Annotated in this window: 15 protein-coding genes; 3 read left to right on the top strand and 12 right to left on the bottom strand. The window is 74.4% G+C overall.

Annotation, left to right across the window (positions count from 1 at the left end; genetic code table 11):
- Positions 1 to 22: 22 nt before the first annotated feature.
- From ACFXDE_RS17905 to ACFXDE_RS17895, 3 genes are all read right to left on the bottom strand, one after another.
- A complete protein-coding gene (locus ACFXDE_RS17905) occupies positions 23 to 1,924 on the bottom strand; it encodes a CocE/NonD family hydrolase (RefSeq protein ID WP_380495276.1) in 1,902 nt (633 codons plus the stop codon).
- Entirely contained in the window at positions 1,921 to 2,328 is a 408-nt protein-coding gene (locus ACFXDE_RS17900) for a cupin domain-containing protein (RefSeq protein WP_380442721.1), read from the bottom strand. The genes ACFXDE_RS17905 and ACFXDE_RS17900 overlap by 4 nt, the downstream gene beginning before the upstream one ends.
- A gap of 180 nt (positions 2,329 to 2,508) precedes the next feature.
- Positions 2,509 to 3,261 carry a Mut7-C RNAse domain-containing protein gene (locus tag ACFXDE_RS17895; RefSeq protein WP_380495274.1) on the bottom strand — a complete coding sequence of 251 codons (753 nt, stop codon included), beginning with the start codon at positions 3,259 to 3,261 and terminating at the stop codon, positions 2,509 to 2,511.
- Between the two features lie 119 nt (positions 3,262 to 3,380).
- Between ACFXDE_RS17895 and ACFXDE_RS17890 the strand changes: the two genes are divergently transcribed.
- Positions 3,381 to 3,659, top strand: coding sequence for a hypothetical protein (locus ACFXDE_RS17890; RefSeq protein ID WP_380442706.1), 279 nt, complete (start codon positions 3,381 to 3,383; stop codon positions 3,657 to 3,659).
- On the opposite strand, the gene ACFXDE_RS17885 is transcribed toward ACFXDE_RS17890, so the two are convergent.
- Positions 3,563 to 4,861, bottom strand: a complete 1,299-nt coding sequence (locus ACFXDE_RS17885) for an MFS transporter (protein ID WP_380495272.1) — start codon at positions 4,859 to 4,861, stop codon at positions 3,563 to 3,565. The genes ACFXDE_RS17890 and ACFXDE_RS17885 overlap by 97 nt on opposite strands.
- A 249-nt stretch (positions 4,862 to 5,110) precedes the next feature.
- On the opposite strand from ACFXDE_RS17885, the gene ACFXDE_RS17880 reads away from it, so the two are divergent.
- Together ACFXDE_RS17880 and ACFXDE_RS17875 are read left to right on the top strand one after the other, a co-directional pair.
- Entirely contained in the window at positions 5,111 to 7,483 is a 2,373-nt protein-coding gene (locus ACFXDE_RS17880) for a molybdopterin cofactor-binding domain-containing protein (protein ID WP_380495270.1), read from the top strand.
- A 40-nt stretch (positions 7,484 to 7,523) separates the two neighbouring features.
- The gene (locus tag ACFXDE_RS17875) at positions 7,524 to 7,991 is read left to right on the top strand and encodes a (2Fe-2S)-binding protein (protein WP_380495268.1); all 468 of its coding nucleotides are present in this window, start codon (positions 7,524 to 7,526) and stop codon (positions 7,989 to 7,991) included.
- Positions 7,992 to 8,050: 59 nt separating this feature from the next.
- Here ACFXDE_RS17875 and ACFXDE_RS17870 read toward each other — a convergent pair whose 3' ends face one another.
- The 8 genes from ACFXDE_RS17870 to ACFXDE_RS17835 form a co-directional block, all read right to left on the bottom strand.
- A complete protein-coding gene (locus ACFXDE_RS17870; RefSeq protein ID WP_380495266.1) occupies positions 8,051 to 9,115 on the bottom strand; it encodes a cobalamin-independent methionine synthase II family protein in 1,065 nt (354 codons plus the stop codon).
- A 95-nt stretch (positions 9,116 to 9,210) separates the two neighbouring features.
- Positions 9,211 to 9,819, bottom strand: coding sequence for a TIGR03086 family metal-binding protein (locus tag ACFXDE_RS17865; protein WP_380495264.1), 609 nt, complete (start codon positions 9,817 to 9,819; stop codon positions 9,211 to 9,213).
- Positions 9,820 to 9,963: 144 nt separating this feature from the next.
- The gene (locus tag ACFXDE_RS17860; protein WP_380495262.1) at positions 9,964 to 10,713 is read right to left on the bottom strand and encodes an SDR family NAD(P)-dependent oxidoreductase; all 750 of its coding nucleotides are present in this window, start codon (positions 10,711 to 10,713) and stop codon (positions 9,964 to 9,966) included.
- A gap of 107 nt (positions 10,714 to 10,820) precedes the next feature.
- Positions 10,821 to 11,501 carry a class I SAM-dependent methyltransferase gene (locus ACFXDE_RS17855; protein ID WP_380495260.1) on the bottom strand — a complete coding sequence of 227 codons (681 nt, stop codon included), beginning with the start codon at positions 11,499 to 11,501 and terminating at the stop codon, positions 10,821 to 10,823.
- 222 nt (positions 11,502 to 11,723) lie between these two features.
- Positions 11,724 to 12,542, bottom strand: a complete 819-nt coding sequence (locus ACFXDE_RS17850) for a transglycosylase family protein (RefSeq protein WP_380495258.1) — start codon at positions 12,540 to 12,542, stop codon at positions 11,724 to 11,726.
- A gap of 553 nt (positions 12,543 to 13,095) precedes the next feature.
- On the bottom strand, positions 13,096 to 13,764 hold the full coding sequence (locus tag ACFXDE_RS17845) for a response regulator transcription factor (RefSeq protein WP_359971371.1): 669 nt from the start codon (positions 13,762 to 13,764) through the stop codon (positions 13,096 to 13,098).
- A gap of 82 nt (positions 13,765 to 13,846) precedes the next feature.
- The gene (locus tag ACFXDE_RS17840; RefSeq protein ID WP_380495255.1) at positions 13,847 to 15,514 is read right to left on the bottom strand and encodes a sensor histidine kinase; all 1,668 of its coding nucleotides are present in this window, start codon (positions 15,512 to 15,514) and stop codon (positions 13,847 to 13,849) included.
- A gap of 83 nt (positions 15,515 to 15,597) precedes the next feature.
- Positions 15,598 to 15,800, bottom strand: a 203-nt coding sequence (locus tag ACFXDE_RS17835) for a SpoIIE family protein phosphatase (protein WP_380495253.1), incomplete at its 5' end; no start/stop codon positions are given.

Below are 15,800 nucleotides of genomic sequence, written 5' to 3'. Positions count from 1 at the left end.
GCGGAGGACTCGGGGGCGTCTGTCAGTCCACGACGGGGAGTTCGACGTAGGACGGACGGGCTCCGCCGTGGCCGATCGCGTACGCGGCGCGGCCGTCGGCGGGGAGCAGCTGGAACGAGTCCGGGTTCGCCGCGGCGACCGTGACGCGGATCCGGTCGCCCGCCTTGAACAGCACCGAGGTGGGGAGCAGGTCCACCGTCACCCGCTCGGGGCGGCCCTGCGGGAACGGGGTCGCGTCGGCGGCGGCGTACGTGCGGGGCGTGCGCAGGCTCCGCCAGTCGGGGTTGTCGTCCCGGTCGGCCACCGCGCGGTCGGCCAGGGCGAGTTGACCCTCCGTCAGATATGTGACGCGGCCGTCCGGGGTGACGTCCTCCAGGTACACGTGCAGGGCGCCGTTCGCCGATCCCTCCAGCCCGGTGACGCCGAGGACCACGCGGCCGAGGCCGGTCACCCGGGTGTCGCGGCCGAGGGCCGGGCCGGTGTAGCTGAGGAGACGGGTGTCCACGGCGGCGCGGTCGGGGTAACTGACCTTGTTCCCGGTGAGGTTGGTGTTCCAGCGGTCGAACGCGCCGGTCCCGGCGGTCGGGTCGAGGCGGAGCGTGTCGCTGCCCCCGCCCGTACCGCCGCTGCCCTTGCCGTCGCCGCCGCCGCCCTCCTCCGGGCGCTGCCAGGAGAGCGCGTTTCCGCCGTCGAGGTAGAGGCGGCGGTCGCGGGTGCCGGGCAGCGGGAAGCGGTCGGTCGTGCGCCAGACCCCCTCGTTCATGGTGTAGTAGTGCAACTCCCGCTTGCCATCCGGCTGTTCGCCGTTCTTGACGTACCGGTCGAAGAACGCGACGGTCCGGTCGTCGAGTTGGGCGCGCTCGGCGTCCGTCAGGTGGCGCGGGGTCCGGAACGGGTCCGCGATCCACGCCATGCCGTGGCTCCACGGGCCGATCCACGCGTCCTGGGTGTTCGACAGGGTGGTGAACTGGGACAGCACGCCGTTGGCGGTGCCCGCGTCGAGCCAGCCGGCGTCCGTCAGGACGGGCACCGCGCCCGCCTCGACGGCGTCGGTCCTCTCGCCGACGCTGCCGACCGTCCAGCTCTTCGGGCCGTCCTGGTAGTCGCGGTAGGCGCCCTGGTGGGCCATCTCGACGAGGTTGGCGTTGCCCGCGTGCTCGGCCCGGGCGGCGGCCAGCAGCGCGAGGCCGTCCGGACCGTCCACCGGCCGCGGGATCGCGCCGGTGAGGCCGGTGGCGTCGCACACCGCCCGGGTCTCGGCGCTGGTGTCGCAGGTGGTGCCGGCCGACCGGTCGAGGATCCGCAGGAGCATCGCGTAGGGCGCGATCCGCGGTTCGATGAGCACCCCGCCGGGGCGCACCAGGTCCTCGTACGGGTCGAAGTCGTAGGAGACCGGCGCGGCGGCGGTGATGTGGTGGTCGCCGAGCGCGGTGGCGAGCATCGCCGTGTCGCCGCCGTAGGAGACGCCGGTGGTGCCGACCCGACCGTCCGACCAGGGCTGCGCGGCGATCCAGTCGCTCAGGGAGCCGCTGTCGGCGACGGCCTTCTCGCCGATCTCGGCGTCCAGCGTGCCGAAGGACGCGCCGGTGCCGCGCAGGTCGGCGACGACGTAGGCGTAGCCGCGGGCGTTCCACCCCGCCGCGTCGCCGCTCTCGCCCTGGTCGGGGACGCCCTGCTGGACGCGGGCCCGCCAGTAGCGCTGGGTGACCAGGACCGTCGGCAGGTTCGCGCCCGCGGTGGTGCCGGCGGGCAGGTGGACGTCGACGGCCAGCCGCACGCCGTCGGGCATGGGCACGTACAGCGACCGCAGGTGCGGTTCGGCCGGCGGTGCGGCAGCGGCCGGGACCGTCGACAGCCCGAGGACGGTCAGTGCCGCGACCGCCGCCGCCGAGGCGCGGCGGAGCCTCCCCCCTCCACGGCTCATCGGACCGTCGCCTCCCACGGACCCTTCTCCGGGCGGGCCTCGGAGTCCGTCCCCGGCCACGGCGGCATCGTGACGGCCGCGATGCGCAGCGGCCCTTCGGCGTCGTCGTCCGCCCGGAACTGGAACGCGGTGCCCAGCGGTATCGAGGCGGCCGTCCCGGGGGCGAGCGGGACGGTCTCCTCGCGGTCCCCCTGCCGGCGCCACAGCCGGCCGCGGCCCTCGGTGACGAACCACAGTTCCTGCACGGTGGCGTGCGACACCGCGCGCGTCACGTCCCCGGGTGCGAGCTCGAAGACCGCGAGGCTCCCCTGCCCGGCCAGGTCGAGCAGCGGGAACACCGCCGCACCGTCCGGCGCCACCACGACGGGCGCCTCGCCTACATCTGTCGTCCCGAACGGCTGCACGTTCAACGAATGCATGTGAATCGGACCCGGCCTCTCTGGCACGTCTTCCACGACGGAACACCGCTGGCTCGCCCCCCACCGCCGATGGGATCACGCGCTGCGGAACGCCCGCCAGAGGACCGGTCCCTGGCTTTACCCTGAGCCCGCCGTCCGGGTCACCCCTCGGGTCACCCGGTGCGCTCAGTCACCCGCCGTGACGGCCGTCCCGCCGAACTCGCGGACCGCGTCCGCCACGATCGCGTCCAGCCGCGCGTGGTGCGCGCCGCGCCAGTACGCCTGGCCGCAGTCCGCGCACTGCGCGAACGCGTCGTACGAGCGCTCGGTGCCGTCGTGCAGCTGCTCGCGCACCGTCGTCTTCTCCACCGTGCGCAGCGTCCCGTTGCACGTCGTGCAGCGGCTCCACGGGGCCAGCGGCGGGGCGAAGCGGGAGAGGACGTCGCGCAGCTGCTCGGCCGGGCGGTGGCTGTAGACGTAGGCGCCGGCCCAGAGTTCGCGGCGGCGCAGCAGGCCGCGGTCGCGCGAGAGCATGACGCGCCGCTCGGCGGCGGAGCGGGCGGCGAGGGCGGCGTCGCCGATGTCCGGGTTCTCGTAGGCGGCGTCGACGCCGAGCAGGCGAAGGCGGCGGGCGAGGGTGCCGAGGTGGACGTCGAGCAGGAAGCGCAGCGGGCCCGGGGCGGGCTGCGGGCGGGCCACGCCGCGCACCTCGACGTGTTCGGCGTCGGCCGGGACGTGCGAGTCGGGCACCGGGCGGCCGTCGACGAGCAGGGCCCCGACCTCGGTGAGCGGCACCCCTAGGGACTCGACGACGTGGCCGAGCGTCGAGGTGCCGTCGGTGCGCAGCTCGGACCGGCCCTCGCGGCGCCGGCCGGCGACGAAGAGGTGCAGCTCAGGGGCGAAGTCGACGAAGATCTGCGGTCTGTCCGGGGTGTCCACGCGGCCAGCATGCCAGCGGGCGGCGAGCCGGGGCCACCGTTTTCCGGCGCCGGTCCGGCCGTGCAGCGCCGGAGTACGATCGGACGTATCCGGAGCAACGGCGGCCTTGGGAGCACGCGATGGCCGGTGACAGGCAGCCCCACGACGGCCGGCGGGCCCACGGCGACCGGCGGGACGACGATGCGGCTGGGCCGCTGGCCCGCCTGGACACCGGGGAGCCGGACGACCTCTTCGACGGCCGCGACGAGCGCGGGCCCCGCCGGAAGGGTGAGGAGCAGCCCTACGGCGGCGACGACGACCTCTACGGCGCCTCGGCGGCGGTGGCCGGCGTCGGGGCCGCGGACGTCAGCGCGTCGGACGCGGCGGTGAGCGGCGCCGAGGAGCCCGACGACGGGTGACGCCGGTCGCGCTCGGCCCACCGGACGGCCGGGCCCATCGCGTAGCCGGCCGCCAGGAACACCGCGCCGAGCACGAGCCAGCCGGGCAGTCCGCCGTCGAGCAGCAGCGTCGTGAGGACGAGCGGCCCGAGGGTCCGCGCGACGGCGACGCCCGTCCCGAAGAAGCCCTGGTACTGCCCGATCCGGTCGGCGGGCGCGAGGTCGAAGCTGATCTGCCACGACCCGGCCGACTGCCGCATCTCCCCCACCAGCAGGAAGACCGAGCCGCCCAGCAGCAGCGCCGCGAACGCCCACTCGGGCACGTCCAGCGCCGAGAGGCCGAACACCGCGCACGAGCCGAGCAGCAGCACACCGGCCGAGCGCACCGCGCGCGAACCCGACGCGGGGTCGCTGACGTCGCGCGCCACCCGCACCTGGAACGCCATCACACCCACGGTGTTGAGGACGAACAGCACGGACCCGAGCCAGCCGAGGCCCGACGCCCGCTGCGCAAGCCAGAGCGGGATCACGAGGCTCAGCAGCGGCATCCGCAGCAGCAGAACGGTGTTGACGAGCGCGACGACGGCGTACCGGCGGTCCGTCAGCACCTCGAAGCGCGGCCCCGGCCTCGACTGGCCCGCCGTCGAAGGGACTTCGGGCAGCCGCAGCAGGACCAGCCCGCCGACGACGAACCCGAGCGAGGTCACGACGAACGCCCCGAGGTACGCCTCGCGGGTGCCGACGGTCAGCGCGATGCCGCCGATCGCGGCGCCGACCGCCAGTCCGCCGTTGAGCGTCGACTGCAGGTGGGCCAGCAGGCCGGTCCGCTCCGCGGGCGACACCAGCCCGCCGACGAGCGCCTGGCGCGCGGCGGTGAGCCCGGACTGGGTGGTCGCGTAGAGGCAGATGGCGGCCAGGAACAGCGGGTAGGAGCGGATCACCAGGAACAGCGCGACGACCGCCGCCGTCGCCAGCGCGAGCCCCACCGCCGTGCGGCGCGGGCCCCGCTGATCGGCGAGCTGGCCCAGCGGCACGCCCGCGAGCGAGCCGAGCGCCCACGCGACGGCGAGGCCGATGCCGAGGCGGGCCGCGGACATCCCGACGACGTGCGTGAAGTAGAGCGCGGAGCAGGTGTAGTAGGCACCGTCCCCGACGGCGCTCGCCAACTGGGCGGCGGCGAGCGTCCGCTGGGGCCCGGCGGGCGGGACGAGACGAGTCGGCACTTCGCTCCTGACAGGTCGGTGGACGGCGCGCGGGCCGCCCGTTCGCAACGGTTCGCACGCCAGCCTAGGGAGCCGGTGGCCCATCCGGAAGAGTCAATGATCAAGCTCTTTCCTGGGCCACTTGCCCATCGGCACCCGCACCGGCACGCGACGGCTGAACCACCGTGCGACGGCGTCATCCGTTCGCCCGCAAGCGACCCGCCCGCCGGACCAAATTTGCCGGTGTTGACCCGTCAGTAACGCCCTCCTATGCTCAACGGCGTTCGCGACCCGGCACCGACCGTACCGGCGCCGTCACCGGCTCGAAGGGCTCCTCCCATCACCACCTCCACCGCCCCCTCGGGCGGCGCCCCCGGCGCGCCCGACGCGGCCGACGCACCCGACGCCGAACCCGGTCGCCGCCGCTTCCTCACCTACCTCCTCGCCGCGCCCACCCTCACCGTCGCCGCCCGGCTCGGCCTGGACGCCGCCGCCCCGGCCACCGCGCGCGCCGCCGTCAACGCCGCCGCGAAGACCGCCGCGATGACCGCCGGGAATGCTCAAACCAGCTCCGCACCGCCGCAGTTGATCGGCCTGCCGGGCATCCCGGACGTCCTGGACCTCGGCGACGCCCTCATCCTGGCCGGCCTGCCGACCTCCCACCTGCTCGTCCTGGAGCTCACCGCCGCCGGGCGCGCCGTCCTGCACCTGCCCCGCCTGGAAGTCGGCCAGGGCCTCACCACCGCCGTCGCGATGCTCGTCGCCGACGAACTCGACGCCCGCCTCGCCGACGTCGACGTGCCGCTCTCCGACGGCCGCCCCGAGCTGCTGTTCAACCAGCTCACCGGCGCCTCCAACTCGGTGCGCTCGCTGTACGACCCGGTGCGCGCCGCCGCTGCCGCCGCCCGCGCCCGCCTGGTGACCGCCGCCGCGCGCCGCTGGGACCTCCCCGCCGGCACCCTGCGCACCGCCGACTCCGCCGTCCTCGCCCCGGACGGCCGCCGCGCCGGCTACGGCGAACTCGCCGCCGACGCCGCGGCGATCACCGTCCCGGCCGTGCCCTCGGCCCCCAAGACGGCGGACCGGCTGCGCCTCGTCGGCAGGCCCACCGGCCGCATCGACGCCCGCGACATCGTCACCGGCCGCGCCAAGTACACCGGGGACCTGGCCGTCCCGGGCGCCGTGCCGACCGTCGTCGCCCGCCCGACCACCGTCAACGGCACGCTCGACTCCCTGGACGCCACCGCCGCCCGCGCCATGCCCGGCGTGCTCGGCGTCGTACGGATCCCGAGCGGCGTCGCCGTCCTCGCCGAGACCTTCGACCAGGCGCTGAAGGCCCGCGACGCACTCGTCACCACCTGGCACCCGGGCCCGGCCGCCGGCCTGTCCGACGCCGACGTCCGCGACCGGCTCCGCGCCGCCCACGCGCCGTTCCTCGTCCCGCCGCTGCTCACCGCCCACGTGGACGGCGAGTTCGACTTCGCCTTCGTCAACCACGCCCCGATGGAGGTCCTGACGGCGATCGCGGACGTGCGGCCGGGCCGGGCCGAACTCTGGTTCGCCGCGCAGACCCCGATCGTCGCCCAGCAGACCATCGCCGCCGAACTCGGCCTCCCCCAGGACGCCGTGACGGTCCACGTGGTGCGCGGCGGCGGCTCGTTCGGGCGACGGCTGTTCTTCGACGCCGCGCTGGAGGCCGCGCAGATCTCCAGGGCGGCCGGCCGCCCGGTCAAGCTCATGTGGACGCGCAACGACGACATGCGCCACGGCCGCATGCGCCCCGCGAGCCACCACCGCGTCCGGGCCACCCACGCCCTCGGCCAGGTGCTCAGCTACGAGCACCGCGCCGCCACCGTCAAGACCGACATGCGGCACGGCCTCGGCGAGGCCCTGACCGCCGCCGGGTTCAACCTCTCGCTCGCCGGGATCAGCCTCAACCAGGCCTTCTTCCTCCTCGCCGAGAAGAACCCCTACAACGTCGGACTCCCGACCCAGCTGCTCACCGAAGTACCCCTGGACGTGCACACCGGCAGCTGGCGCTCGGTCTACTCCGGCACCGTCCGGGTCGCCGACGAGATCATGATGGACGAACTCGCCCGCCGGATGGGCCAGGACGAGGTGGCCTTCCGCCGCGCCCGGCTGCGCGACGCCGCCGGCCGGGCCGTCCTGGACGCCGCGGCCACGGCCGGGAACTGGGGCCGCCCGATGCCGCCCGGCCAGGCCCAGGGCGTCGGCTACCACGACGAGAACGGCGGGCGCGCCGCCTACCTCGTCGAAATCGACGCCACCGACCCGAAGAACCCGCGCGTCACCAAGGCCGTGATCGCCGCCGACGTCGGCCAGGTGGTCAACCCCCGAGGCCTGGAAGCCCAGTTGACCGGCGCGCTGATGGACGGCATCTCGGTGATCCTCCAGGCCGGCAACCACCTCGACAACGGCGCCTTCCGCGAAGGTAGTTACGGAGACTTCCACTACGCGCGGCAGCGGCATTCCCCGCCCGTCGTCGAGATCCACCTCATGCCGCCGAGCGGACCGCCCGGCGGCGCGGGCGAGTTGGGCGTCCCCGCCGCCTCCGCCGCGGTGGCCAACGCCTACGCCCGCGCGACCGGCACGAGCCCGCGCTCGTTCCCGATCAACTTCTGACCCTCCCACCCACGTTCCCGTCGAAGGACCCCGCCTCCCCATGCCCAGCCACACCTTCGTCCTCAACGGACAGCCGGTCACCGTCGACGCGCCGGACGACATGCCGCTGCTCTGGGTGCTGCGCGACAAGCTCGGCGTCACCGGCCCCAAGTACGGCTGCGGCGTGGGCGTCTGCCGCGCCTGCACCAGCCACCTGGACGGCCTGGAGTTCCAGCCCTGCACGATGGCGGTCAAGGACTGCGCGGGCCGCGCCGTCACCACGATCGAGGGCCTCGCCGACGGCGACACCCTGCACCCCGTCCAGGAGGCCTGGCTCGCCTGCGACGTCGCCCAGTGCGGCTTCTGCCAGCCCGGCCAGATCATGACCGCCGCCGCCCTGCTGCGCCGCACCCCCGCCCCGACGGACGCCGACATCGACCAGATCCAGAACATCTGCCGCTGCGGCACCTACCCCCGCATCCGCGAGGCGATCAAGCAGGCCGCGGCCGCCACCCGGCCGGCGTCGTAGGCGGAGCGGACAGCCCCGGCGGAGGCCGAATCCCGCCGGGGCCGAGGTTCACACCCGGCTCACACGCCGAGCTCCTTCGCCGCCAGCGCCGTGCCCTGCACCCGCGCCGCGATCTTGGCGAACGCGGTCTCGCGCGAGGTGGAGGTGTCGTCGGCGAACGGCGAGAACCCGCAGTCGTCGGTGGTGCCCAGCCGGTCGACCGGGATGTGCCGGGCCGCCGCCAGCACGCGGTCGCGCACCTCCTCCGCGGTCTCCACCCGGGGGTCGATCGGGTCGGTCACCCCGATGAACACCTTGGCGTCCGAGGGGAGGTGGTCCGCGATGACGGCCAGGACGCGGTCAGGGTCGGCCTCGCTCGCCAGCTGCACGTAGAACTTGCCGGCCTTCAGCTGGAAGAGCTTCGGCAGCAGCCCGGCGTAGTCGACGTCCAGGCTGTGGGTGGAGTCGAGGTCCCCGCCCGGGCAGGTGTGCACACCGATGCGCGCCCGCTCCTCCGCGGAGAAGCGTTCGAGCACCCGGTTGTTGAGGGCCACGAAGTCGTCCAGGAGGCCGCCGGACGGGTCCAGCTTGAGCGACAACCGCCCCTCGGTGAAGTCGAGTTGGACGGTGTGGGCGCCCGCGTCCAGGCAGCCCCGGATGTCCGCCTCGGCCTCGTCGACCAGGTCGTCCAGGAACACCCCCCGCGCATACCCGTCGATGCCGCCGGCCGGGTAGAGGAGGCTGAGCGCGGACGGCGCGATGACGGCCTGCTTGACGGGCTTCGACGTGTGGCGCAGCGCGTCCCGCAGGTAGGTGTCGGCGCGCACCTGGTACCGGAACGGCCCGGCGGTCAGGCTCGGCAGCTGCCGGGTGTGCCCGTCGGCGAACGGGATGACGGCGCCGCCCCCGTCGAGGGACTTCAGACCCGTCAGGGGGTACGTCGCGAAGCTCGGCTTGGCCTGCTCGCCGTCCACCAGGACGGGGCAGCCGAGTTCCTCCAGCCGGGCGAGGGTCTCGGCGGTGGCCTCGTCCTGCAGCTTCTTCAAGTCCGCGTCGGAGAGCCGCCCTTCGGCGTGCTCGGCGATGGCGGCGAGCAGCGCGGACGAGCGCGGGATGCTGCCGATGGGCTCCGTGGAAATGGTCATGACCGGACGTTAGAAAGGCGGGCCGCGCACGTGCAACGGGGCGCGCGGCGCACTCCGTTGCCCGCGCGCGCTCCGCACGCCCCCGCCCCGCCGGTTCACGCCCCCGGGACGACCGCCTTGGGGTCGCGCCCGAAGAACCCCGCCAGCCGGTCGTACGGCGGCGCGTCCTCCGGCACGGCGACCTCGGGGCCGAACGCGAAGGAGGCCTCGTCCGCGCCCCGGTACCCCGGCTTGAGCGCTCCGCGCGCCCACGCGAGCGCGGCGAGTGCCACCTCGTGGTCCAGCCCGTCCGTGGACTGCCCGGTGGATTTGGCCAAATCCCAGGCGTGGACGGCCAGTTCCGCGACCTCCTGGTCCACCGGGAAGCGGGCCGGAAACGACCCCACCCCGGGCACCTCCAGCGTGCCGGTGAGCTCCCCGGCCTCCCGCCAGGCGTCGACCAGCTCCTCGGCGCCGGCCTCGAAGGCGTGCAGCCAGTCCGCCTCCACCCGCTCGAAGGACTGCGACCAGTCCGGCCGGCCGCCGCGCGCCTGGACGGTGAACTGCCGCAGGTCGAACAGGAGATGGCCGATCAGTGTGCCGACGTCCCACGAGCGGCAGGGCGTCGGGTGGCCAGCCAGCTCGACGCCGGTGCCGTCGATCAGGCCGGCGGTCTGGGCGAGCGCCCGGGCGAGCAGGTCGATCGGGTCGTCGGTCGCGGTCATGGCACGGCCCTCCTGGGACGGCAGGTGATCGGTCCCCGTGATGCTAACCGCGACCACGAACCATCGCCCGGCCCCCGGCTCCGGCGCCACGCCGGGGCCGGGGGCGGGGGGCCGAGGCCGGAGCCGGGGAGCCCGGCGCGTCCGTCAGGCCGCGAAGCCGCCGTCCACCGCGAGCTCGGCGCCCGTGACGTACCGGCCGTCCTCGCCCACCAGGTACGCGACGGCCGCCGCGACGTCCGCCCCCGTGCCGTAGCGCCCGAGCGAGGTCAGCCCGGCCTGGAACGCGGCCGACTCGCCGTCCGCCGGGTTCATGTCGGTGTCGATCGGCCCGGGGTGGACCACGTTCACCGTGATCCCGCGCGGCCCCAGCTCGCGGGCCAGCGCCTTGGTCAGCCCGATCGTCGCGGCCTTGCTGGTCGCGTACAGCACGGCGCCGCCGAAGGCGACCCGCTTGGCGATGCAGCTGCCGATCGTGACGATCCGCCCGCCCTCGGACAGCAGCGGCGCGGCCGCCTGGGCGAACAGGAACGGCGCCCGGACGTTCACCTCCAGCACGCGGTCGACGTCCGCCGCCGTCATGTCGCCGATCGGCCCCATGGCCCCGACGCCGGCGTTGTTCACCAGGACGTCGAGCCGCCCGAACCGCTCGACGGCCGCGGCCACCACGGCCCGGACCTCCTGCGGGTCGGCGCAGTCCGCCCGGACCGCCCAGCCGCGCCGCCCAGCCGCGGTGATCTTCGCCGCGACGGCCTCGGCCCGCTCGGCGCTCCCCTGGTAGGTGAGGACGACGTCCGCACCGTCCTCGGCCAGCCGCAGCGCGATCGCCTCCCCGATCCCCCGGCTCCCGCCGGTCACCAGGGCCACCTTGCCGTCGAGCCCCATCACACCGTTCATCGCCGTCTCCCAAGTCGCGAGTACTGAAAGCCCGTTGTCGGGCACGACTCGATCCTCGACGGCGGCGGCGCAAACCTCCGGCGGTATTCGGACGTTGCGTTGAAGGTTCAACAGTGTGCGCGGTAGTGCGACGCCACCGCCGGCTGCCCGGTGTAGTTCGGCCCGGCATCCGCGTCCGCCCCGGCGTACGCGAACGGCAGGTGAACGCTCCGCCCGCCCTCCAGTACCAGCAGGTGCCGCCGCGCCCGGTACTCGAACCCGGCCTCGCGCAACGCCGCGACCACCGCCCGCCCCGCACTCGACCCGTCCGCCCACCGCACCGACTCCGGGTCGAAGTGCGCGGCGAACCGCCCGTCCGGCGCGAGCCACGCGGCGGCCCTGGCGATGACGCCCAGCTGGTCGCCCAGATAGTGCAGGCCGTGGACGCACGTGATCAGGTCGTACGACCGGCGCGAGGTCCAGTCCGCGAGCGCCGCCGTGACCAACCGCAGTCCCGGTAGTGAATCGGCATCAGGTGGCGGCGCGAGCGGACCGACGAGATCCACGCCCGTCAGAACCGCCCCCGCCGGAAGCCGACGCGCCGCCTCGACCATCGCGCGCCCCTCGCCGCTGCACAGATCCAGCCAGGCCGGCGCGGCCCCGCCGCGCCCGAGCAGCCATTCGGCCGGGTCGAACCCCAGCTCCCGCGCATAGCTGTTCACCCCGCTGAGGCCGCGCTCGCGGTTCATCGTGTTGTTGGCCACCACGGACGAGCCCACCAGCTCGTCGTCGGGTATCAGTCGCACCATCGGGCGACCCTATCGACACGCCGTCCGACCAGGCGCGATGCCCCGCCTGCGGACCGCCGGCGCGGGCCCGACACGCCGAAGGGCCGCGCAGGGCCCCCTGGGGCGCCGCGCGGCCCTGCCGAGGAGCCGGGACCCCGGCCCCGCCCCCACAACGCGCGGAGCGGCCATCCCCGGGTCCCGGGATGGCCGCTCGGTGTGCGGTCGAACGGTGGCGACGATGCGTCAGACGGTCAGGTCCTGCCCCGGGAAGATCAGGTCCGGGTCGTCGCCGATGGTGCGGAGGTTCTTGCCGTACAGCGTGTCGGTGTCGGTGCCGAACCTGGCCGCGATCTCGCTCAGCGTGTCACCGCTCTGCACGGTGTAGCCGCCGTTCGCGCTGCTCTTCGGGGTCAACGGAGCGGGCTTGGCCGGCTGGGCCGGTGCCTGCTGCGCCTGCGGCTGCGTCCGCGGCGTCGACCTGGTCGCGGGCTTGGCCGCCTGGTTGGTGTCCTGCCCAGTGCCCCGCTCGGCACCCTGCCTGGTGCCCTGCTTCGCCGCCGGCTTCGACGGCTTCGCGGCCGGCTTGGCCGCCGGCTGTGCGGGCTTGGCCGGGGCGTCGTTCACGGAATCCGCGACCTCCGCCGGGGCTCCGCCCTTGCTCAGGCCCGCCTTGTGCGAGCACACGGGCCACGCGCCCGGGCCCTGGGAGGCGAGGACCTTCTCGGCGACCGCGATCTGCTGCGCCTTGGTCGCGTGGTTGGCCTGGGAGGCGTACGCGGTCCCGCCGTACGCGGCCCAGGTGCCGGAGGCGAACTGCAGCCCGCCGTAGAACCCGTTTCCGGTGCTGATGCTCCAGTTGCCGCCGCTCTCGCACTGGGCGACGGCGTCCCAGGCCGAGGTGGGCGCGGCGGAGGCCGAGGTGGCCGTGACGAGGCCGGCAACCGGCAGGGCCGCGACGGCGGCACCCGCGACGATCCCGATCCGCAGGCGGTTGCGCTTGGCGGAGGCGGGGGTGGAGGTCGTGGAGTCGGTGGCAGTGGCGGTCTCGTGACGGGGATTCATGGAGATCCTCTCGACAAGCCCCGGGCAGGCAGACGGAACCAGGCCCTGGACGGGGCCGGTCGAATCCGTTCGCCTCACTCGATGGACGGCGGGGCACGTGTCGGACGTGCCGTGCCGTCCCGGCACCTCCGCTCGCCGACGGCCTGGGTACGGCCGGTCGCGTCGGCGGTACGGCCCTCGCGCCGGGGGTCAGTCGGCGGGCCGTGCGTCGGGGTGAACCCGGGTAGCGCTCGTTGCGCCGCCAATGAAGCTAGGGGCGGTTTGGTCGGCACGGCAAGCAATTCTTCGGGTACGCAGGTCAGTTGACTGTTACCGGCGGTATCGATCAAGAAGCGACGTCCAGTTGGACCGCATTTGATCGGATTTTCAAGATCAGATGTTCAATTCCCGTGCGCTCGGTCACACCTGTCCATTCATCAGACCGCGCGCACTATCGACGGACCGTCACGGATCACTGACGGACCGTCATTGAAATAACCGAAGTTCCCGCCTCCGCGCGGCAGTTGAGTGACCTGCGTCACACTCGCCACGCTCCGTCGTCACGGGAACACGCTCAGCCGCGCCCGTCCAGCTCCGCGTCCCGTGCCAGCAGCGCCGCCTGGACCCGGTTCTCGCAGCCCAACTTGGCCAGGATCCGACTCACGTAGGTCTTCACCGTCGCCTCGCTCATGTGGATCCGCGCGCCGGCGTCGGCGTTGGACAGCCCCTCGCCGAGCAGCGCGAGAACCTCCAGCTCACGGCCGGTGAGCACCTCCAGCCGGCGCCGCGCCTCCGCGCTGCGGGCGGCCGCCGAGCCGCTGCGCCCGGAGGCCAGCGAATCGACGATGTGCCTGGTCGCGGCGGGTGACAGGAAGGCGTTGCCGCTGGCCGCCGCGCGCACCGCCTGGATCAGCTCGGCCGGTGCCGTGTCCTTGAGGAGGAACCCCGCGCCCCCCTCGGTCACGGCGCGCAGGACGTTCTCGCGCTCGCCGAAGGTGGTGAGGATCAAGGCCCGCGCGCCGGGTGCGGCCTTCGAGAGCTCCCCGAGTGCCGTCAGCCCGTCCATCACCGGCATCTGGATGTCCAGCAGCACGACGTCCACCCGGTGCGCCCGCGCGAGCTCCAGCGCGCGCCGTCCGTCGGCGGCCTCCGCGACCACCTCGATGTCGTCGGCGGAGGCGAGGATCATCCTGATCCCGGCCCGGATGAGCGGCTCGTCGTCGGCGACGAGGACTCGGATCACGCTGGACATCTCCTCGAACGGTGCTGGATGGGCGACGCCACCATCCTCACATCCGGACGCGGCCGGACCTCGACCGGCCCGGTCACTCCTTGACCCGGTAGTGCTCCTTGTCCACCAGGACGCCGTCCTTGAAGCAGAAGCGCACCGCGTTGTCCTCGCCGAACTTCTCCTTCGAGTCCTCGGCCTGGAAGTACACGCAGTGCGCGCCCTCCGGCACCGGCGGCCCGCCCTTGTCGAAGCCGTCGGTCAGCCAGGAGGCCCCGCGCGGCAGCCGGCCGAGCACGTCCGACTCCGACTGCCCGACCCGGATCCCGTCATAGGCGTCCTTCTTCACGGTCGCGCTGTCGCTGGCCTGGACGAAGGCCCACAGGCCCCACACGAGCAGTCCCAGCACGGTGAGCCCGACACCCACCACCCCCACCGCGCACCCCAGCGCCGGACTGCGCCGCCGGCCGCCGTCCTCGACGGCGGGCAGGCCCTCCAGCACCCAGTCCTCGATCCCGGGGCCGGCCTCGCCGCCGTCGCCCCCGCCGTCCGCGGCCCCTTCGTACGGGAGCATCCCCGCCAGCCGGAAGCCCTGGTCGGGCGTCGCTCCCGCGTGCACCATGCCGCCGACCAGCCGGGCGCGCTCCCGCAGGCCGGTCAGGCCCTGCCCGCCGCTGACCGCCTGCCCGACCCCGGCACGCGCGCCCACGAGCTCCGGCGCACGCGGATTGGTGACCTCGACCACGAGCGCGTCCGGCTCGTACCGGAGCGCGACCGCGATCGGCGCACCGGGGGCGTGTTTGTGCGCGTTGGTGAGCGCCTCCTGCACGATCCGGTACGCCGCGTGGTCGACGGCGGCGGGCAGCGCACACCGCTCCCCCTCCTTGCGGAAGGACACCTCCGCCCCGGCGGCGCGCGAGGACTCGACGAGACCCTCGATCCCGTCCACCCCGCCCCGGCCGCCGGACGCACCCGCCGACGTCGGCGCCGGCGGCACCGCCGTCGACTCGTCGTGCAGCACGCCCACCACCTCGCGCAGCTCCCGCATCGCGGCCACCGCCGCCTGCCGCAGCACGCCGACCGCCTCGCGCTGCCGGTCGGTGAGCGTGCGGTCCACCTCCAGCGCGCCGGAGTGCACCGAGATCAGCGCGAGCTGGTGGCCGAGGCTGTCGTGCATGTCCTGGGCGATCCGGTGCCGCTCGCGCAGCCGCGCCTGGTGCACCACCATGACGCGCTCGCGCACCAGCTGGTCGTTGCGCTCCCGCAGCGCGTCCAGGAGCGCGCGGCGCTGCGCCCGGTAGCGCCCCCACAGGGCGGGCAGCACCGCCGTGATCAGGAAGCCGCCCAGCGAGATCGCGATGATCGCCTTCGGCGACATCGAGCCGGCGTCCTTCAGTACGCCGGTCACGGTGAACAGCACCCAGCTCGCGACGAAGGTCGCGACCAGCACGCCGACCCGGCGCACCCGCGCGCCGGCCGCCCAGCCCGCCACGACGAGCAGCGGGAGCGGTCCGGGGGCCCAGCCGGCCACGGCCGCCGTCACCAGCAGGACGCTCGCCGGGAAGGCCCGCCGCAGCAGGAACAGCAGGACGGTCCCGATCCCGACCGGCACCGCGAAGCCGGTGCTGCCGACGACCTCCAGCAGGACGGCGAACCCGCCCAGCAGCAGGACGGACAGCACCTCGCGCACCACCGCCCAGGGACCCCAGGGACCGGGCAGCGCCGTCCGTACCGCCTTCGTGCAGGCCCGTGCAATCGCGTTCACCCGTCCGAGGCTAACCGGACCGAGGGGCCCGCCGCCGTCACCCTTCGTAGCGCCGCCTCCCGACGAAAGTCGCCGCCCGCGCCTCACCGTTCCGCGACCCCGCGGAACTCGGTGAGCAGCAGCGCGACGTCGTCCACCCGGTGCGTGGAGCCGACCTCCCGCAGCACCCGGTCCGCGAGCCCCTCCAGCCCCTCCCCTCCGGGGCGTCCGAGCACGCTCCGCAGCCGCTCCAGCCCCTGGTCGATCGGCACCGCCGGATCCTCCACCAGCCCGTCCGTGTACAGGG

Origin of the sequence: Kitasatospora sp. NPDC059408 (genome assembly GCF_042751525.1) — a bacterium.
Lineage (GTDB): Bacteria > Actinomycetota > Actinomycetes > Streptomycetales > Streptomycetaceae > Kitasatospora.
Note: the sequence above shows the minus strand (reverse complement) of the source record. Positions and strands in the feature narration are given on the sequence as shown.